General features: G+C 67.8%; 18 protein-coding genes and 1 tRNA gene. 6 read left to right on the top strand and 13 right to left on the bottom strand.

Annotated features, from left to right (window positions below; genetic code table 11):
* Nucleotide 1: 1 nt before the first annotated feature.
* Complete coding sequence (locus FO470_RS07415) at nt 2-343, bottom strand: Na+/H+ antiporter subunit C (RefSeq protein ID WP_144342806.1); 342 nt, start codon at nt 341-343, stop codon at nt 2-4.
* A complete protein-coding gene (locus FO470_RS07420; protein WP_144342313.1) occupies nt 343-3,252 on the bottom strand; it encodes a monovalent cation/H+ antiporter subunit A in 2,910 nt (969 codons plus the stop codon). Before FO470_RS07420 ends, FO470_RS07415 begins: the two co-directional genes overlap by 1 nt.
* A gap of 95 nt (nt 3,253-3,347) precedes the next feature.
* Here FO470_RS07420 and FO470_RS07425 point away from each other — a divergent pair, with 95 nt between their 5' ends.
* The gene (locus tag FO470_RS07425) at nt 3,348-3,575 is read left to right on the top strand and encodes a helix-turn-helix domain-containing protein (protein WP_144342314.1); all 228 of its coding nucleotides are present in this window, start codon (nt 3,348-3,350) and stop codon (nt 3,573-3,575) included.
* A gap of 24 nt (nt 3,576-3,599) precedes the next feature.
* Here FO470_RS07425 and FO470_RS07430 read toward each other — a convergent pair whose 3' ends face one another.
* The 8 genes from FO470_RS07430 to FO470_RS07465 all read right to left on the bottom strand — a co-directional run bounded on the left by FO470_RS07430 (nt 3,600) and on the right by FO470_RS07465 (nt 10,961).
* Nucleotides 3,600-5,672 carry an ATP-dependent helicase gene (locus FO470_RS07430; RefSeq protein ID WP_144342315.1) on the bottom strand — a complete coding sequence of 691 codons (2,073 nt, stop codon included), beginning with the start codon at nt 5,670-5,672 and terminating at the stop codon, nt 3,600-3,602.
* A 210-nt stretch (nt 5,673-5,882) separates the two neighbouring features.
* Complete coding sequence (locus FO470_RS07435) at nt 5,883-6,185, bottom strand: alkylphosphonate utilization protein (RefSeq protein ID WP_144342316.1); 303 nt, start codon at nt 6,183-6,185, stop codon at nt 5,883-5,885.
* 79 nt (nt 6,186-6,264) lie between these two features.
* Nucleotides 6,265-8,097 (bottom strand): dihydroxy-acid dehydratase, encoded by a 1,833-nt coding sequence (gene ilvD, locus FO470_RS07440; protein WP_144342317.1) that lies wholly within the window; start codon nt 8,095-8,097, stop codon nt 6,265-6,267.
* Nucleotides 8,098-8,174: 77 nt separating this feature from the next.
* Nucleotides 8,175-8,804 (bottom strand): TPM domain-containing protein, encoded by a 630-nt coding sequence (locus FO470_RS07445; protein ID WP_144342318.1) that lies wholly within the window; start codon nt 8,802-8,804, stop codon nt 8,175-8,177.
* Nucleotides 8,804-9,658, bottom strand: a complete 855-nt coding sequence (locus tag FO470_RS07450; RefSeq protein ID WP_144342319.1) for a TPM domain-containing protein — start codon at nt 9,656-9,658, stop codon at nt 8,804-8,806. The genes FO470_RS07445 and FO470_RS07450 overlap by 1 nt, the downstream gene beginning before the upstream one ends.
* Nucleotides 9,659-9,677: 19 nt before the next feature.
* Nucleotides 9,678-10,298, bottom strand: a complete 621-nt coding sequence (locus FO470_RS07455) for a LemA family protein (RefSeq protein ID WP_144342320.1) — start codon at nt 10,296-10,298, stop codon at nt 9,678-9,680.
* Between the two features lie 135 nt (nt 10,299-10,433).
* Nucleotides 10,434-10,724 (bottom strand): hypothetical protein, encoded by a 291-nt coding sequence (locus FO470_RS07460; RefSeq protein WP_144342321.1) that lies wholly within the window; start codon nt 10,722-10,724, stop codon nt 10,434-10,436.
* 161 nt (nt 10,725-10,885) lie between these two features.
* A tRNA-Ile gene (locus tag FO470_RS07465) sits at nt 10,886-10,961 on the bottom strand.
* A 187-nt stretch (nt 10,962-11,148) separates the two neighbouring features.
* Between FO470_RS07465 and FO470_RS07470 the strand changes: the two genes are divergently transcribed.
* On the top strand, nt 11,149-11,874 hold the full coding sequence (locus FO470_RS07470; RefSeq protein WP_144342322.1) for an SIMPL domain-containing protein: 726 nt from the start codon (nt 11,149-11,151) through the stop codon (nt 11,872-11,874).
* Here FO470_RS07470 and FO470_RS07475 read toward each other — a convergent pair.
* Entirely contained in the window at nt 11,849-12,811 is a 963-nt protein-coding gene (locus FO470_RS07475) for a diacylglycerol/lipid kinase family protein (RefSeq protein ID WP_144342323.1), read from the bottom strand. The genes FO470_RS07470 and FO470_RS07475 overlap by 26 nt on opposite strands.
* Nucleotides 12,812-13,012: 201 nt before the next feature.
* Here FO470_RS07475 and FO470_RS07480 point away from each other — a divergent pair, with 201 nt between their 5' ends.
* Nucleotides 13,013-13,387: a hypothetical protein gene (locus tag FO470_RS07480; RefSeq protein WP_244616692.1), complete on the top strand. Its 375-nt coding sequence runs from the start codon at nt 13,013-13,015 to the stop codon at nt 13,385-13,387.
* Between the two features lie 34 nt (nt 13,388-13,421).
* Here the strand turns inward: FO470_RS07480 and FO470_RS07485 are convergent, their stop codons facing one another.
* A complete protein-coding gene (locus tag FO470_RS07485) occupies nt 13,422-14,384 on the bottom strand; it encodes a tetratricopeptide repeat protein (RefSeq protein WP_246659508.1) in 963 nt (320 codons plus the stop codon).
* Between the two features lie 367 nt (nt 14,385-14,751).
* On the opposite strand from FO470_RS07485, the gene FO470_RS07490 reads away from it, so the two are divergent.
* From FO470_RS07490 to FO470_RS07500, 3 genes are all read left to right on the top strand, one after another.
* Complete coding sequence (locus tag FO470_RS07490; protein WP_244616687.1) at nt 14,752-16,995, top strand: TonB-dependent receptor; 2,244 nt, start codon at nt 14,752-14,754, stop codon at nt 16,993-16,995.
* 88 nt (nt 16,996-17,083) lie between these two features.
* Entirely contained in the window at nt 17,084-17,767 is a 684-nt protein-coding gene (locus tag FO470_RS07495) for a Fe2+-dependent dioxygenase (protein ID WP_144342327.1), read from the top strand.
* Nucleotides 17,768-17,876: 109 nt separating this feature from the next.
* Complete coding sequence (locus tag FO470_RS07500; protein ID WP_144342328.1) at nt 17,877-18,239, top strand: DMT family protein; 363 nt, start codon at nt 17,877-17,879, stop codon at nt 18,237-18,239.
* Here the strand turns inward: FO470_RS07500 and FO470_RS07505 are convergent, their stop codons facing one another.
* Nucleotides 18,240-19,427: a PQQ-dependent sugar dehydrogenase gene (locus tag FO470_RS07505; protein ID WP_144342329.1), complete on the bottom strand. Its 1,188-nt coding sequence runs from the start codon at nt 19,425-19,427 to the stop codon at nt 18,240-18,242. It lies immediately after the preceding gene.

Below are 19,427 nucleotides of genomic sequence, written 5' to 3' on the forward strand. Positions count from 1 at the left end.
GTCATTCCGGCTCCCGTCCGTCGACATGGTCGGTGCCGGTGCGCCCGCGCGCGGCGAGCAGCACGACGAGGAACAGCGCCGTCATGGCGAAGCCGATGACGATGGCGGTGAGCACGAGCGCCTGCGGGATGGGATCGGCGAGGGCGGCCGGGTCGCCCGGCACGTCCGGCTGCAGGATCGGCGGCGCGTCGATGCGCACCCGGCCCATGCTGAAGATGAACAGGTTCACCGCATAGGAGATCAGCGACAGGCCGATGATCACCTGATAGGTGCGCGGGCGCAGGATGAGCCACACGCCGGAGGCGGCGAAGACGCCGATGCCGATGGACAGGATCATTTCCATCATTCGCCCCCTTCCGCCGCCTGGGCGGCCCGGCTGCTGCGCAGCGACTGGTGGGCGAGGGCGATGAGGATCAGCACCGTGGCGCCGACGACCAGCAGGAAGACGCCGAGGTCGAACAGCAGCGCGGAAGCGGTCGGCATCTTCCCGATGAAGGGCAGCTCCACATACTGGAAATGCGAGGTGAGGAAGGGGTAGCCGAACCACCAGGAGCCGACGCCCGTCGCCGCAGAGGTGAGCAGGCCGAGGCCCATCCAGCGCAGCGGCAGCACGCGCAGATGGTCTTCCACCCACCGCGTGCCGCTCGCCATGTACTGCACCACGAAGGCGATGGAGAGCGTGATGCCGGCGGCGAAACCGCCGCCCGGCAGGTCGTGGCCGCGCATGAACAGGTAGACCGCCAGCACCGCGATGACCGGGAAGAGCCAGTGCATGATGAGGCGCGGGATGAGCATGTCGTCGGTGGCGGTGTCGCCGGGCCGGCGATCCGGTGCGGCCTCGTCATAGGCATTCTGGATGCGCTGCTGTTCGGGGCTCTCGATGCTTTCCGGCGCCGGGCGGAAGCGGCGCAGCAGGGCGAAGACGGTGAGCGCGGCGAGGCAGAGCACGACGATTTCGCCCATCGTGTCGAAGCCGCGGAAGTCGACCAGGATGACGTTGACGATGTTGCGGCCGCCGCCTTCCGAATAGGCACGCTCGACGAAGAAGCGCGACACGCTTTCCGGCAGCGGGCGGGTCATCAGGCAGTAGGACAGGAAGGCCATCAGGCCGCCGAGCGAACAGGCAATGGTGAAATCCGCGTAGCGGCGGATCAGCACCTTCAGCGGCGGGCGGTTCGGGTAGACGTTCTCGATGCGCTTGGGCAGCCAGCGCAGGCCGAGCAGCAGCAGCACCGTGGTGACGATCTCGACCAGGAGCTGGGTGACGGCGAGATCCGGCGCGGAAAGCCAGATGAAGGTGATGACGGTCACGAGACCCGAGCCGCCGACCAGCACCAGCGCCGCGAAGCGGTGGTACTTGGCCTGATAGGCGGCGCTCAGCGCGCAGGCGATGCCGACCGCCCAGAGCAGGGCGAAGGCGGGGGCGACGGGCGTTCCCGGCAGGGTGCCGGTGCCCACCGCCCCTCCCGCAAGGAAGGGGGCAAGCGCGGCCACCACCGCCAGACCCACCACGATGCGCATCTGCGGCTGCAGGCGCCGTGTTCCGAGCGCGGCTTCCGCCGCGCGCGCCCACTGCCAGGAGAGCGTAACCAGAACCTTCTCGAAGATGCGCTGGCCCTTGAGCTCGCGCAGTACCGGCGGTCCCTCGATGCCGCTGTCGAGATAGCGGCGCAGCGCCGCGTAAAGCACGACGCCGCCCGCCAGCGCGATGAAGCTCATCAGCAGCGGCAGGGTGAAGCCGTGCCAGAGCGCGAGGCTGTAATAGGGGGCCGTGGCGTTGAGCAGTCCCTGAACGGCGGTGGCGAGGACCGGGCCGACCGTCAGCCCCGGCACGATGCCGATCAGCAGGCAGATCAGCACCAGGAGCTCGATGGGAAAGCGCATCCAGTGCGCCGGCTCGTGCGGCCGGTGCGGAAGGCCGACCGGCGGCGGGCCGAAGAACACGCCGAGGATGAAGCGCAGCGAATAGGTGACGCTGAACACGCCCGCGAGCGTCGCCCAATAGGGCAGGCTGTCGTCGAGCAGCGATCCGGTGTGGTCGGCCACCGCCTCGGCGAAGAACATCTCCTTGGAGATGAAGCCGTTGAGCAGCGGTACACCCGCCATCGCCGCGGCGGCCACCATGGCGAGCGTGGCGGTGAAGGGCATGTAGCGATAGAGACCGCTCAATTTGCGCAGGTCGCGCGTGCCGGTCTCGTGGTCGATGATGCCGGCCGCCATGAACAGCGACGCCTTGAAGATGGCGTGGTTCAGCGTGTGGAAGATCGCCGCTACTGCCGCCAGCGGGCTGCCGAGGCCGAGCAGCAGCGTGATAAGCCCGAGATGGCTGATGGTGGAATAGGCGAGCAGGCCCTTGAGGTCCTGCTGGAAGATGGCGGCGAAAGCGCCGAGCAGAAGCGTGATGAGCCCGGCCGGCACGACGATGTAGAACCACGCGTCCGTACCCGCCATCACCGGCCAGAGCCGCATGAGCAGGAAGATGCCCGCCTTCACCATGGTGGCGGAGTGCAGATAGGCGGAGACCGGCGTCGGCGCCGCCATGGCGTGCGGCAGCCAGAAATGGAACGGGAACTGCGCGCTCTTGGTGAAGGCGCCGAGCAGGATCAGCACCAGCGCCGGTACATAGAGGCTGCTGTCGCGCAGCAGGTCGCCCGAGGCGAGGATCTGGTCGACATCGTAGCTGCCGACGATGCGGCCGAGCAGCAGCACGCCGACCAGCAGGCACAGACCGCCGCTGGCCGTGACGATGAGCGCCATGCGCGCGCCGTCGCGGGCCGCCGTCGTGTGGTGCCAGTAGCCGATGAGCAGGAAGGAGAAGAGGCTGGTCAGCTCCCAGAAGAAGACGAGCTGCACCATGTTGCCGGACACCACGACCCCGACCATCGAGCCCATGAAGGCGAGCAGGAAGGAGAAGAAGCGCGGCACCGGATCTTCGGGCGACATGTAGTAGCGCGCATAGAGCACCACCAGCGCGCCGATGCCGAAGATGAGGATGGCGAACAGCCAGGCGAGGCCGTCCAGCCGCAGGGTGAAATCCAGCCCCAGCATGGGCAGCCAGGCGAGCCAGAGCCGCACCGGACCGTCATCGGCTACCGCAGCGTAGAGCCATACGATGATGGCGACGCCGACCAGCGACACACTTCCGGCCAGAACCGCCGCGGCGTTGCGCGCATGGGTCGGCAGGAACCCCGCGAGCAGGCTGCCCAGGAAGGGCAGGACCAGCGCGACGAGGAGAAGCGTGCCATCGGACATAGGTAGCGGGGGCCTCCCTGTGGGCGAAACCTCGGTGTCTTGCGTGATTTCGCCCATTATGGTTGATTTGGGTGTCTTCACGCAAGGCAGAAACGATGGAATTGGCGCCCGAACAATGCCGCGCCGCACGCGGGCTGCTCGACTGGACGCAGGAGCATCTGGCTGTCCGCGCCGGCGTTTCCAGAAGCACCATCCGCGACTTCGAGCGGCACCGCCACGTGCTGCATCGCGGCACGGAATCGCTGCTCATCCGCACGCTGCAGGAAGCCGGTGTGATGCTGCTTCCGCCCGGCGAGCACGGTCCGGGCGTGCGCATCCGCTGACAGGCCTTCCGCCGCTCTCCCTTCCTATTTCCACATGGCGCGCATGCGGGCGCCGATGTCGATCCGCGCGGTTTCCGCCGCCTGCACGCCGGGCGCGACGGGCTGGGCGGGCGGCCAGCTCGTCGCGGCGAAGCGGTTGAGGATGGTGGGCGGGATGAAGCGGGTGCGCGCGGCGTAGACGTGCCGGTCTCCCCGCGCCGCCTGCCCGTGGGTGAAGAAGCGCTGCGGCAGCATGAGGTGCAGGCTGTCCTTGGCGCGCGTCATGGCGACATAGAGTAGCCGCCGTTCCTCCTCGATCTCCTCGCGCGTGCCGACGCCGAGGTCGATGGGAATGCAGCCATCCACCGCGTTCAGGACGAAGACCGACTTCCATTCCTGCCCCTTGGCGGAATGGATGGTGGAGAGGATGAGATAGTCCTCGTCGAGATGCGGCGGGCCGGCCTCGGCGCTGGTGGCGTCCGGCGGATCGAGGGTCAGCTCGGTGAGGAAACGCTCGCGCGAGGCGTAGCCGCCGGCGATCTGAGCGAGCTGGACGAGATCGGCCTGCCGGCTCGCGGCGTCCTCGTGGAGGCGGTCAAGATGCGGCTCGTACCATTGCCGCACGACGTCCATCTCCCCCGGCCAGCCGGCGGACTTCGTGTTCAGCTCCGCCAGCATGGCAAGGAAGGGCGGCCATTCCTCGGCGGTGCGGGGCGGCGGGGTGGCGGCTTCAAGCGCCGGCAGCAGCGCGCCGACCTCGTTCACCTGATCGAGGATGCGTCCGGCCGTGGCTGGGCCCAGGCCGGAGAGCAGGCGCAGCACACGGAAGCCGGCCACGCGATCGCGCGGGTTTTCGGAAAAGCGCAGGACGGCGAGCACGTCCTTCACATGCGCGGAATCGAGGAACTTCAGCCCGCCGAACTTCACGAAGGGAATGTTGCGCCGGGTCAGCTCCACCTCGAGCGGCCCGCTGTGATGGGCGGCGCGGAACAGCACGGCCTGTGATTTCAGCGCGATGCCTTCCTCGCGGTTCTCCAGCACGCGGGTGGCGACGAAGTTCGCCTGCTCGATCTCGTCGCGCACATTGACGAGAAGGGGCCGCTCGCCGGATGCGCGATCCGACCACAGGTTCTTGGCGTAGCGCTCGCTGGCGAAGTCGATCACCGCGTTGGCGGCGGCGAGGATGGGCTGGGTGGAACGGTAGTTCTGCTCCAGCATGATGGTGTCGGCGCGGGGCGAGAAATGCCCGGGAAAATCGAGGATGTTGCGCACGGTCGCGGCACGAAAGGAATAGATCGACTGCGCGTCGTCGCCGACAACCGTCAGGCCGCGCCCGTCCGGCTTCAGTCCGGTGAGGATGGAGGCCTGGAGCTTGTTGGTGTCCTGATATTCGTCGATCAGCACATGATCGAAGCGGCCGGAGACGGCGGCGGCGAGGGCCGGCTCGCTCATCATCTGCGCCCAGTAGAGCAGCAGGTCGTCGTAATCGAGCACGTTCTGGCGCTGCTTGGCCTCGACATAGGCGGAGAACAGCGCCTTCAGCTCGGCGTTCCAGCCGGCGCACCACGGAAAGGCGCGCCCGATCACCTCTTCCAGCGGCTGCTCGGCGTTCACCGCCCGCGAATAGATGGCGATGAGCGTGCCCTTGGCCGGGAAACGCTTCTCCGTCTTCGAGAAACCGAGCTCGTGGCGGATGAGATTGACGAGGTCGGCGCTGTCCTCGCGGTCGTGAATGGTGAAGCTCGGATCGAGGCCGATCTGCGCGGCATGGTCGCGCAGCAGGCGCGCGCCGATGCCGTGGAACGTGCCGGCCCAGTTCAGCCCCTCGATCAGCGCCTGCGCATCGGTGCCGAGCACCTGCCGGGCGATGCGCTCGACGCGGCGGGTCATTTCCGCTGCCGCGCGGCGTGAGAAGGTGAGCAGCAGGATGCGGCGCGGGTCGGCGCCGTTGACGATGAGATGGGCGACGCGGTGGGCGAGGGTGCTGGTCTTGCCCGATCCCGCGCCGGCGATCACGAGTAGCGGCCCGCCGGCGATGTCGCCGGGGCCGCTGACGCCGTGCTCGACCGCCCGCCGCTGCTGCGGGTTCAGCTTGTCGAGATAGGCGGCGGGCTGCATCGGAAGGCGAATCTCTGGCGACCGGACGGGAGGCCAGTGAGCACGTTTCGCGTTTTGTTCGCAACCGGGAGCGGCCCGGCGGCTTCAAGCATCGTCATGGCCGGGCTTGACCCGGCCATCCACGTCTTTGGGTGTTGAAGAAGTCGTAGATCCCCGGGGCGAGCCCGGGGATGACGGCGGGATGGAGGTCCGCGCCGTGCGCAGTTCGCCTCAGCGCTTGCGCACGAACTCCGTGCGCAGGACGAGGCCCTTGATGCCTTCGTAGCGGCAGTCGATCTCGTCCGGGTTGTCGGTGAGGCGGATCGTCTTGATGACGGTGCCCTGCTTGAGCGTCTGGCCGGCGCCCTTCACCTTCAGGTCCTTGATGAGGACGACGGAATCGCCGTCCGCCAGCGGGTTGCCGGAGGCATCGCGGACCTCGACCGTGCCGGCCTGCGCCGCCAGCATCTCAGAGGCCGGGCGCCATTCGCCGGTAGCTTCGTCATAGACATAGGCATCATTGTCGTCGGCCATCTTCGCCTCCTTCAGTGTCGGGTCGGTTCAGCCGACGGATGGGCGAGGCACGCGGCCCCGCCCGTTGGACGTCACGGTGTCACGGCACCTGCCGGACCGCGCCCTTAGCGGCGCTGGTGGCGAGCGCGGCATAGGCCTTGAGCGCGGTGGTGACGTTGCGCTTGCGCGGGGCGGCAGGCTTCCAGCCCTTCGCCTCCTGCTCCTCGCGACGGGCCGCGAGCTCGGCGTCGTCCACCGCGAGATGGATGCGGCGGTTGGGGATGTCGATCTCGATCACATCGCCCTCGCGCACCAGCCCGATGGTGCCGCCCTCGGCGGCTTCCGGCGAGACATGGCCGATGGACAGGCCCGAGGAGCCGCCAGAGAAGCGCCCGTCGGTGATAAGCGCGCAGGCTTTGCCCAGCCCCTTCGACTTCAGGTAGCTCGTCGGATAGAGCATCTCCTGCATGCCCGGCCCACCGCGCGGCCCCTCATAGCGGATGAGCACGATCTGGCCCGGCTTCACCCGGTTGCCGAGGATGCCGGAGACGGCGTCGTCCTGGCTCTCGAACACGGTGGCGGTGCCGGTGAACTTGAGGATGGACTCGTCCACGCCTGCCGTCTTCACGATGCAGCCGTCCTCGGCGAGGTTGCCGTAGAGCACGGCGAGGCCACCATCCTTGGAGAAGGCGTGCTCGTAGTCGCGGATGACGCCCTTCTGCCGGTCGAGGTCGACATCGTCGTAGCGGGCGGACTGGCTGAAGGCGACCTGGGTCGGCACGCCGCCGGGCGCGGCGCGGTAGAATTCGTGCACCGCCTCGCTGGCGTTGCGCTTCACATCCCAGTGCTCCAGCGCCACGGCGAGCGAGGGCGCATGGATGCTGCCGACGGAGGTATCGAGCAGGCCGGCGCGGTCGAGCTCGCCGAGGATGCCCATGATGCCGCCGGCATGGTGGACGTCCTCGACATGCACATCCGGCACGGCGGGAGCGACCTTGCACAGCACCGGCACGCGGCGCGACAGCCGGTCGATGTCGGCCATGGTGAAGGGCACCTCGCCCTCATGCGCGGCGGCGAGCAGGTGCAGCACCGTGTTGGTCGAGCCGCCCATGGCGATGTCGAGCGTCATCGCGTTCTCGAAGGCCGCGAAGCTGGCGATGGAGCGCGGCAGCACGCTGGAATCGTCCTGCTCGTAATAGCGGCGGGCGAGGTCGACGACGGTGTGGCCGGCCTCGACGAAGAGGCGCTTGCGGTCGGCATGAGTCGCCAGCGTCGAGCCGTTGCCGGGGAGGGCGAGGCCGAGCGCCTCGGTGAGGCAGTTCATCGAATTGGCGGTGAACATGCCCGAGCAGGAGCCGCAGGTGGGGCACGCCGAGCGCTCGATCGCCTGCACGTCCTCTTCCGACACGCGGTCGTCGGCGGCGGCCACCATGGCGTCGACGAGGTCGAGCGCCTTGGTCTTGCCGCCGAGCACCACCTTGCCGGCCTCCATCGGGCCGCCGGAGACGAACACGGTCGGGATGTTGAGGCGCAGCGATGCCATCAGCATGCCGGGAGTGATCTTGTCGCAATTGGAGATACAGACCATGGCGTCGGCGCAGTGCGCGTTGACCATGTATTCCACGCTGTCGGCGATGAGCTCGCGGGACGGCAGCGAATAGAGCATGCCGTCATGGCCCATGGCGATGCCGTCATCCACCGCGATGGTGTTGAATTCCTTGGCCACGCCGCCCGCTGCCTCGATCTCGCGCGCCACCAGCTGGCCGAGATCCTTGAGGTGGACATGCCCCGGCACGAACTGCGTGAAGGAATTGACCACGGCAATGATCGGCTTGCCGAAGTCTCCATCCTTCATGCCGGTGGCGCGCCACAGGCCGCGCGCACCGGCCATGTTGCGGCCGTGGGTCGTGGTACGGGAACGATAGGCGGGCATGGAATTCCTCCAATCTTCTTGGGGCGCTTATGCGCCCGGGTCCGCGCATGCGCAACCATTTACCCCCGCGAAGCGGATCACAGCACCACGATGCGGTTGGGCAGCTCGTCCTTGTGGGTGTCGGGCGGGGCGTGCCGGGCGAGCAGCCGGCCTGCTTCGGCGATGGCGTCCTCCAGCCCTTCGGCCAGCCGCCCCTCGCGCGCGCCAGTGAGAACGCGGGTGCATACGTCCGTCCACGCCGAAGGACCGACGCGGACATGGATCGTGTCGTCGGCCACCACCTCGACCCGGTGATCGGGCAGGGCGACGAAGATCAGCACGCCCGTGCGTCCCTCGGTCTGGTGGATGCCGAGGCTGAGGAAGTGGTCGACGGCCGTGCCCCGCGCGGCGGCCCGCAATACGGCACGCGGAACGCAGGAGTGGCGCAGCGGGGTGAAGGCGAGCAGGGAACCCAGCAGGATGAAGACGCTGGCCTGCAGCGCCAGCAGCTCCGGCACGTCGACCGGCAGGAGCAGGGCGACCGGCCAGGGCAACACCAGCGCGATCACCGCCGCCCACATCAGCGCATAGAAGGGGTGGTCGATCAGCGGGCGGCTGGAGACCACCACCTGAATCTCGCCGGCCGTTCCAGCCTCCGCGCGGGTGATGGCCTCGGCGAGCGCCGCCTGCTGCGCCGCGGTGAGGACGTTCTCGTTGGTCGTGCCCATCACCAGCTCCCCGAAGCCCCGCCGCCGCCGGAAGAGCCGCCGCCACCCGAGAAACCGCCGCCTCCACCGCCCGACCAGCCGCCTCCACCGGACCAGCCGCCGCGCGTGGGGCGGTCGTTCCATTCCCAGTTCGACACGCCGCCGGCGGCAGCGGCATTGCGGCCGCGCCCCACCCGGCGCGAGCGGCCGTAGCGGATCTGGTGATAGAGGACATAGAGCCAGAACAGGAACATCGCGATCCCGAACAGCAGGAACACCCAGTCGTCGAAGGTGAGGGCCGGTTCTTCCGCCTGTCGCGCCCGCGCTTCGGCCTCGGCGGGATCGAGATTGAGCACCTCGAGAACGGCATCCGTCCCCTTGTCGATGCCGCCGGCGAAATCGCCGGAGCGGAAGGCCGGGATGATAGCGGTGCGGATGATGGTGCTGGCCACGGCGTCAGGCAGGATGCCTTCGAGGCCGTAGCCGACCTCGATGCGCACCTTGCGCTCGTTTGGCGCAACCAGCAGCAGCGCGCCGTTGTCCTTGTCGGTCTGGCCGAGCTGCCAGTGGCGGAAGAGCTGGTTGGCATAGTCCTCGATCTCGATGCCGTCGAGCGAGGGGACGGTGGCGACGACGAACTGGTCCGTCGTCTTGCCCTCCTGTGCCGCCAGCTTGGCTTCCAGCGCGGCGCGCTGACCGGCATCGAGAATGCCGGCCGCATCGACCACCCGTCCGCTGAGGGGCGGGAAGGCAAGCTCCGCCCGCGCCGTGCCGGCCAGCACGAGGGCGAGCAGGACCAGCGTGACGGCGAACGCGCGCGCGGCAAAGGGCGCGGCGAGGGATGCGGCCTGGGACCGGGCGGTACGGGCGAGCATGGCGCCGCTCAGCGAGACGTCAGTTGAACTTCACCTGCGGCACCTTCATCTGCTCCTCGGAGATGGTGAAGGTCTCCATCGGCTTGTTGCCGCGGTAGAGCGTCGAGGCCCAGATGATGCCGGGGAAGGTGCGCAGCTCGGTGTTGTAGACGCGCACCGCCTCGATGTAGTCGCGCCGCGCCACGGCGATGCGGTTCTCGGTGCCTTCGATCTGCGCCTGCAAGGCGAGGAAGTTCTGGTTCGACTTCAGGTCCGGATAGGCTTCCGAGACGGCGATCAGCCGGCCGAGCGCGCTGGAGAGCTGTGCCTGCGCGTTCTGGAACTGCTTGAACTGCTCGGGGTCGGTGATGGTGGAGGCGTCGACCTTGATGGAGGTGGCGTTGGCGCGGGCCTCCGTCACCTGGGTCAGCACGTCCTTCTCCTGCTGGGCGTAGCCCTTCACCGTCTCGACGAGGTTGGGGATCAGCTCGGCACGGCGCTGGTACTGGTTCAGCACCTCGCTCCAGGCGGCCTTTGCCTTCTCTTCCTGGGTGGGAATGGTGTTGACCCCGCAGCCGGCGAGGCCGAGCGAGGCCACGGCGAGGAACAGGATGGCGGCGAGGCGGCGTCCGGCGCCAGCGAGGACGAGAGAATTCGACATGTGGGTGCCCCAAGCTCGACGCCGCTCCTGTGCGGCGCCGGATACCTTATAGGCCGCGTGTCCGACACAGGCCATGGGGAAGGTCGGGAGCAGGCCGGATCGCCCGCGCGGGCGCTGCGCGGCGGAGCCCGCCGGCTAGCGCCGGATACGGATCTGCCGGTCCACGCAGCGCCGGCCGACAAGGCATTGAGCCTCGTCGGCGGTCTTAACCCACGCCGGCCGCGTCGTCTGCGACGGCAGGCAGTAGCTGACGTTGACGACGAACAGCTCATAGATGTTCGGCCCCGTGGCGATCACGGCCTGGCCGTTCTTCTGCACCAGCGCCCGCGTGGCGGCGCAGCTCATGGCGAGCGAGTTGGGCAGCGTCTGCGCGAGCGCCGGCGCCGCGGCGAGGAGCAGGGGAATCGACAACAGGGCGGTCCGCATGTTCAGTCTCGTAACCCGACAGGCTCGCGCCCCCTCCGGCAGCGCCGACGGCGCGAGCATCCTGTATCTAGGACGACACCCCTTCGCCGCCAATCCCATCGGTCGATAAGAAAGGACGCAGGGCCAGGAGACCTTGGACGGCGAGGGACAATCGGCGGATTTGGTGGGCCCGGCAGGACTCGAACCTGCAACCAGACCGTTATGAGCGGCCGGCTCTAACCATTGAGCTACAGGCCCTTCCGGCGGCGCAGGGCGAGCGTCGGCGGGCGGCGGAAACTAGCAAATGGCCGTGCGCGCGCCAACCGGCCAGCCATCGCCGTCCACGCCGGCGTGTGCGATACAGCCTCGCCGCAATACCGCCGCCTTCCCGAAGTGGTCTGCGCCGGTGCCGTTTCGTCATGCGGCTGGTTCGAGGAAAGAAGACATGAAGCTGATCCGCGCCTCCCTGTGCGCCGTCGCGCTCGTCGCGACCCTGACGCCGCTCGCCGCGCAGGACCTCTCCACCGGCCCCCGGCGCCCGGTCCTCACCGTCTCCGGCGAGGGCAAGGCGAGCGCTGCGCCCGACATGGCGACTCTCTCTTCCGGCGTGGTGAGCGAGGGCAAGACGGCGCGCGAGGCGCTCGACGCCAATTCCTCCGCCGTCGCGCAGATGATCGCCGCGATCAAGGCGGCCGGCGTGGAAGGGCGCGACGTGTTCACCTCGGGCTTCTCGGTCCAGCCGCAATACGCGCCGCCGAAGAAGGACAGCAGCGAGGCGCCGCGCATCACCGGCTATCAGGTCAGCAACAACGTCACCGTGCGGGTGCGTGATCTCGCCAAGCTGGGCAGCCTGCTGGACGAACTGGTGACCAAGGGCGCCAACCAGATCGGCGGCATCGCCTTCGACATTTCCGAGCCGGGCAAGCTGACGGACGCCGCCCGCGCCGCCGCGGTGAAGGACGCCCGTCATCAGGCGGAGATCATCGCCGAGGCGAGCGGGGTGCGCATCGTGCGCGTCGTGTCGATTTCCGGCGAGGGCGGGCCGCGGCCGATGCCGCGCATGATGTCGGCGCCGGCGATGATGATGAAGGAGGATTCGGTGCCGGTGGAAGCCGGCGAAACCGAGGTCCGCGCCGGCGTCTCCATCACCTATGAGATCGAGCCGCGCTGAGCGGCCTGCGCCAGCCGGCCGCGTCGGACGCGGCCGGAGCCTTCCTTCCGCGCGGTACCAGCAGCTTCAGCCCGCGCGGAAGGATCCGATAGTCGAGCGGCATCCTTTCGCGGCCGAGCTCACCGTCGGTCGAGACCCAGCTGCGGTCACGGTTCGGCCGGTCGAGCGTGATCCGGTGCCCGGTCAGGGTGACGATGCCGGGATTCCCGCGCCAGTTGTCGGTCACCATGTCGGCGCCCGCCTTGAGCAGCGCCAGGCCGCCGCGATCCTCGGCCACGTGAAGTTCGAGGAGACCCTCGTCGAGATGCTCGCGCCGCCAGCCCGGCCCGGTGAAGCGGTTGACCGAGATGAGCGCGGCGAAGGCGCGGTAGCTGTGAGGGATGCCGTCCACCGTCACGTCGAGGTCGAAGCGGCCGGTGCGGCGCAGGGCATAGGCCGCCGCGATCGCCACCGCCAGGAAGCGCCAGAGCTTGCGCCGCCGCACCGTCTCGCGGGCGCGCGCCATCTGGCTGAAGAAACCCATGCCGGAAATGGTGTGGAACGTCCGCCCGTTGAGCGTTCCCAGATCGACTTCGGCGGCTTCGGCCTCGTCCAGCGCGGCGATGGCCGCGGAGAGGTCGCCGGTGGGCATGCCGATGTCGCGGGCGAGCAGGTTCAGGGTGCCGAGCGGCAGGATGCCGAGCACCTTGCCCGACTGCTGGAGGCTGCGCGCAGCGAGGCTCACGGTGCCGTCGCCACCGCCGACGATCACCGTGTCGTGCTGCCCCTGGCCGGAGCTGCGAATGGCGCGCAGGAGCTCCTTTCCGCCCAGCAGACGGACTTCCACCTTCCGCCCGTCGCTCCCCAGCCCTTTCTCCACGAGCCGGCGTACCTCCTCGGCGTTGTGGTCGAGCAGGGTGCCCGCGCGGGCGTTCAGAAGAACCAGGACATGGTGCATGGAGAGACCGGAATCGGCGAGGGGAGAGAGATATTCCCGCGTGATTGCGGCACTGCGAAGAGCTTAGTGAGGTGAGCGAGCGGTAGGTGTAGATTTCCTTCCCGGTGGATGGGGCGGCTCGATTGCGTCGGCCGTGGGGATGCGCCACTGAATCGGTATCGCCGGGGCGCCGGCAGCGGAGATGCGGTTATGGCAGGTGGCGTGTCGATCCTTCGTCTGCGGGCCGGCTTTCTGGTGCTGGCGGCGCTGACGTTCATCTCCTTCAGCGCCGGCCGCTGGGCGGCGACCCTGCTCTCGCTCGGCTGGGTGTGGGCGGCACTGATCGGCATCGCGGTGGCGGCGCTCATTGCGCTCGTCGTCATCAGGCTGGATCGCGTCGCCTATTTCGGTATCGCCGCCGTGGTGACGCTGTTCGGCGCCTACACCGCTTATGACTTCGCGCGCGGTCCCATCGACTGGTCGCAGGGCTGGGCCCTCGTCGCGGCCCTTGTGCCGGGTGCGCTGCTGGCGGCGGCGTTCTGGGATTTCCGCCATCTGGTGGGTGAGATCCGCGCCTGGGCCAACAGCCGGGCCTGAGGGGGCGGCTGCCCCTGTGCTCGGTTGAGGGTATCTAGGTGGGGTGACGGGGCGCCGCTGTCCGTGAGTTGAAGTGGGCCCGCAGCCGGGCGAGCAGGGTGCGGGGACGTCGCGGCCGCTGCTCCGTGCTCGACGGTGACGTCGCGGGCTCGGCCTGTGAAGCCAGCTCGGCATCGCGAGCCCGCTCGAATTGCCGGGCGGCGGAGTCCGGATCGGAAAGGCCACCGAGGCCCGCGGCCAGCGCCGCCGCATAGGCGCGCAGGTCGCCCGCCTCGCCGCTTTCGCTGGCGGCCCGTTCGAGAGCTCGAAGGGCGAGCCGCCGCAGTTCCGGCTGCGGTGCCTCGCGCAGGGCGGCGCCGACATTGCGGCAGAAGGCCGGAACGCCGTTGGCGATGGACCGGGCGAACCACGGTAGTGCGAAGTCGAGCCGACCGGTAAGCTCCAGAAGCAGCCGCGCATAGTCGAACTGGCCGCGATAGTCCTCGCCTTCGGCGCCGCGCCGATACCAGCGCAGGGCCGCCGCCGGACGCGCCGGACGATCCCAGCCATGTTCGACGAAGCGGCCGAGCATGGTCATCGCCTTGGCGTTGCCGCCCCAGGCGGAGCGCATGTACCAGACCCGCGCCTCGCGCCGGTCCGGGGGCACGCCGCGGCCGTCGAGCAGCAGGGTGGCCAAGTTGAACTGTGCCCAGCCATGTCCCGCTTCGGCGGCCTGGCGATAGTGACGCGCCGCCTCGGCGGCATCGGGGGCCGTGCCCCAGCCCAATTCGTGGCAGCGCCCCACCATGTTGACGCCGTCCATGCTGCCGGCGCTCGCGGCGACACGGAACCAGCGAAGGCCCGCCGCCGGGTTGGCCAGCACACCGTGGCCATCCACCAGCATCTGGCCCCAGGCGATCTGGGCGTTCACCAGTCCGTTCAGTGCCGCCGCCTCCACCCAGCGGGCGGCTTCCTCGGGCCGCTCACTGATGCGCGCGCGCAACACATCCGGACCCATTCGCTGGAGCTCTGTGTAGGAAATCCACGCCTCGCGCATGGGCCCGCCGCCATTCTTCGCCTTGCCACCGCCCCCTGCCAGACAAAGGCAATGGGCCTGATATCGTTGTGTCACATAAGGTATCGGCCAGTTTATCGGCAATACGTCCTGCGAACTCTTAGTTTTTAATAATTAAAAACTGTGATTTTGAATTGCTATAGAAGGTCGAGGTTGGAACAGATAAAAAACATAATGTTTGAAGCGGGTTAGAATCGCGTCTAATAGCCCCATAAAGAAGCCAATAAGGGGTTGGGGTCCGATGAAGACATTGAAGACGCTTCGCGATACTACACCAAATGCAGCCGTAACGGCTGGTCTTGCCGTTACCATGTCGGCATTCCCGATGTTCGGCGCCGTGGCGCAGCAGGCGGCCGCGCCGGCCTCCAGCGAGGAACTGCCGACGGTCACGGTGGAAGGCGAGGGTTCTCCTGCCAATACGCTCGAAGCGAACACCGGGCTTTCGCGTCTGCCCGGCACTGTCCAGGACACGCCCCAGACCGTTCAGGTCATCACTCAGGAAGTCATGCAGGAGCAGGGCGTCACGACGCTTGAGCAGGCTCTGCGCAACGTTCCGGGCGTCACCGTCGGCATCGGCGAGGGCGGCGGTGGCATGAACGGCGACCAGTTCCGTATCCGCGGCTTCCAGGCCAAGGGCGACATCTACATCAACGGCCTGCGCGATTTCGGCGTCTATGTGCGCGACAGCTTCGCCTATGAGAGCGTCGAGGTCTTCAAGGGGCCGTCCTCCGAGAGCTTCGGTGCCGGCACCACGGGCGGCGTGATCAACTCCACGCTCAAGCAGGCGCATATCGGTGACAAGTACGACTTCGAGGGCCAGTTCGGCACCGGTCCGCTCTATCGCGGCGTCTTCGACTTCAACAAGCAGCTCGACGCGACGACGGCCGTGCGCATCGTCGGCATGGTCAACGAGCAGGACATCGCCGACCGCGATCATGTCGAGTCGAACCGCTACGGCCTGATGGCGGATGTCGGCTTCGGTCTCGGCACCGACCAGACCCTGCACCTGAACTACCTGTACCAGAACGGCGAGCGCACGCCGGACTACGGCGTTCCGGTCGTCACCCCCGGCTTCGGCGACGTGGCGCGCTTCGGCTCGCTCGGCAAGCCGGTGACGGAATGGGGCGTGCCGCGCTCGACCTTCTATGGAAAGGTCACCGACCGCGACAAGACCGAGACCAATATGTTCACCGCCAACTACAAGCGGGAGGTGAACGACTGGCTGACCATCACCAACGACTCGCGGATCGGCTATTACACCCGCGACTTCGCCACGACCGTGCCGGGCTGCGGCAGCAGCACCACGTCGGAAGCGGCCTATGAGGCGAGCTGCACGGGCCAGTTCTTCAACGGCGGCAATCCGGCGATCTCCTTCGGCGGCGGCAATCCGGGCTTCGACCAGACGAGCTGGAGCGGCCAGAACATCACGACCGCGATCGCCAAGTTCAATACCGGCTTCCTGCGCCATGAACTGGTAGCCGGCATCGACATGTACTTCGTCGACGACGAGCGCACGCTGATCTCGGTGAACGGCTCCAAGGGCACGTCGACGATCTACAACCCGATCTATGCCAACACGACGGGGTACTTCCTCTATCCGAACCCGTTCGGCAATAACGGCCAGCGCGAATCGAGCGCCACCGACTTCGGCGCGTTCGTCAGCGACCGCATCTGGCTGACCGACCAGCTCTCGATCCTGGGCGGCGTGCGCTACGACAATTACTCCTCGGATTACAGCTTCTGGTGCGTCGGTTCGAGCTGCGCCAACGGCAGCAACAGCTGGACCTACGCGGACTCCAGCACCAACTTCTGGAGCCCGAAGGCGAGCGTGATCTGGGAGCCGACCGACAACCAGACCTACTACGTCTCCTGGGCGCGTTCGTTCTCGCCGCAGGGCATGTTCCCGACCAACGACATCACCGTCGTCAACCCGACCCAGAACAACCTCGAGCCCGAGAAGAACGAGACCTATGAAGCCGGCTTCAAGGTCGCGCTGCTCGATGGCCGCCTCGGCTTCACCGGCTCGCTGTTCCGCGTCGACAAGAGCAACGCCTTCTACACCGACCCGGTGACCGGCGACACGGTGGAGACCGGCGAGAACCAGCGCGTGCAGGGCGTCGAGCTCGGCCTGACCGGCAACATCACGCCGGCGTGGACCATCCAGGCCGCCTACGCCTACTACGACAGCGAGATCCAGACCTCGACCACCGCATCCTATATCGGCAACGAGGTGCCCTTCGTCTCGCAGAACAACTTCACGCTCTGGACGACCTATGAGCTGACGAAGGACTGGCTGACCACCGTTCCCGGCAAGCTGCTGGTTGGTGCGGGCGTCACCTATGCCGACCAGTACTACACCAACAGCGCCAACACCGCGATCATCCCCGAGACCTTCTCGCTCGATGCTCTGGTGTCCTACGAATACGAGAACTACCGCGTCGCGCTGAACGCCTACAACCTGACCGACGAGCTGAACTACTCGGCGGGCTGGGGCAACCGTGCGGTGCCGGCTGCGGGACGTACCTTCGTCCTGACCGTCGGGGCCACTTTCTGAGGCTCCTCCCGATCCGATCGACCGTCACATCTGGGGGAGAGCCGGAACCACCGGCTTTCCCCCTCTTTTCATTTCCGGACCCCGACCGATGCTGATCCAGATTCCCGATATCCTGACGCGCGAGGAAGTCGCCCATTGCCGCCGCGTGCTGGAATCCTCGCCATGGGTGGACGGGCGCGTGACCGCCGGCCAGCAGGCGGCCCGGACCAAGCTGAACCTGCAGATCCCGGTGGAGTCCAAGGAGGCGGCGGATCTCGGCGACATCGTGCTGCGCGCGCTGGGGCGCAACCCGGTCTTCAATTCGGCCGTGATGCCGCTGCGCGTCCTGCCGCCGATGTTCAACCGCTACGACGTCGGCATGAAGTTCGGCGCCCATGTCGACGGCTCGATCCGGGCCATTCCCGGCACCGGCATGCGGATGCGCGCGGACGTGTCGACCACGATCTTCCTCACCGAGCCCGAGGACTATGACGGCGGCGAGCTGGTCATCGAGGACACCTACGGCGTACACGAGGTGAAGCTGCCGGCGGGGCACGCGGTGGTCTATCCGGCTTCCAGCCTGCACAGCGTCAATGAGATCACCCGTGGCAGCCGCTGGGGCTCGTTCTTCTGGTCGCAGTCGATGATCAAGGATCAGGAGCGCCGCGCCATGCTCTACGATCTCGACCGCGCCATCATCGGCACGCGCACTAAGCTGCCGGACGAGGATCCGGCCGTGCTGCAGCTGGCCAACGTCTATCACAACCTGCTGCGGCACTGGGCCGAGCTGTGAGCGCTGAGGGCCGCGTCGCGTAGAGCACGCCGAAAAGGCCGGCGCGCCATTGACGCGAGCCGGCCGGCGGCGATGCTCGGTGGCGATTCCTCACCGGACCCATAACCCGATGCCCGCCCTCTCGACGCTTCTGCCGCCTTCGGTCACCCCGATCCTGCTGCTCTTCGCCTCGAACGTGTTCATGACGTTCGCCTGGTACGGGCATCTCAAGCACAAATCGGCCCCGCTGCTCATCGCCATCCTCGCGAGCTGGGGCATTGCCTTCTTCGAGTACTGCCTCGCCGTGCCGGCTAACCGCTATGGTTCGGCGGTCTATTCGACGGTCGAGCTCAAGACCATCCAGGAGGTCATCACCCTCGTGGTCTTTGCCGGCTTCTCGGTGCTGTGGCTGAAGGAGCCCTTCGCCTGGAACCACCTGATCGGCTTCGCGCTGATCGCGCTCGGCGCGTTCTTCATCTTCCAGAAGTGGTGATCAATCCGCGGGGCCGAGGCGCAGCAGCCGGCCTTCGCCGGGATCGTCGGTAAGCAGCCACAGGGCGCCGTCGGGCCCCTGCCGGACATCGCGGATGCGCTCGCCGAGATCGGTCAGCAGCACCTCTTCGTCGACGACCTTCTCGCGCGCCGGATCGAGGTGCAGGCGGACCAGCCGCGTGCCCGAAAGGCCGCCCGCGAACAGGTCGCCCTTCCACGCCGGCAGAAGATTGCCGTTGTAGAAGGCGAGGCCGGACGGCGCGAAGGAAGGGTCCCAGTACTTTACCGGCTGCTCCATGCCGTCCTTGGCGGTGCCTTCGCCGATCTTTGCGCCGCTGTAGTCCCGGCCATAGGTGATGACTGGCCAGCCGTAGTTCTTGCCAGCTTCGGGATGGTTGAGTTCGTCGCCGCCGCGCGCGCCGTGCTCGATGGTCCAGAGCCGGCCGGTGACGGAATCGAGCGCGGCGCCCTGCACGTTGCGGTGGCCGTAGCTCCAGATCTCTGGCCGCGCACTGCCCCGGTCGCGGAACGGATTGTCGCCGGGCACCGATCCGTCCGCGCCGATGCGGACGATCTTGCCGATATGGCTGGAGAGTTGCTGCGCCTGATCGCGCAGCGAATAGCGGTCGCCAAGGGTGACGAAGAGCGTGCCGTCGCCGGCGAAGACGAGGCGCGAGCCGAAATGATTGCTGCCGGTCGCGGCCGGCTGCTGGCGGAAGATCACCTCGACCCCGTCCAGCCGCGCATCGCCGCCGTCCTCGACGAGTCGGGCCCGTGCGACGCTGGTGCCGGAGGCGCCCTCGCGCGGCTCGGCATAGGAGAAATAGACCAGCCGGCTGCTGGCGAAGTCGGGCGCGGGAACGATGTCCAGCAGGCCACCCTGACCGGAGGAATAGACCGGCGGCACACCTTTCACCGGAGCCGAGACGGTGCCGCTGCGGTTGACGATGCGGATCCGGCCGGGGCGTTCCGTCACCAGCATGCGCCCGTCCGGCAGGAAGGCGAGGCCCCACGGGTTTTCAAGGCCGGAGGCGACGGTCTCGACGCTCAGCGGGCCAGCAGAGGAGGGAATGCGTACCGGCTCCTGCGCGATGGCGCTGGCCGTCAGCAGACCGGAGAGGGCGATTGCCGGCAGGAGGCGGGCGAGGGGGCTCAAGGCGGCGCTCCGTGGTTCGACTCCGGAGCGCAT

This window comes from Ancylobacter moscoviensis, assembly GCF_007559435.1.
Classification (GTDB): Bacteria; Pseudomonadota; Alphaproteobacteria; order Rhizobiales; family Xanthobacteraceae; genus Ancylobacter; species Ancylobacter moscoviensis.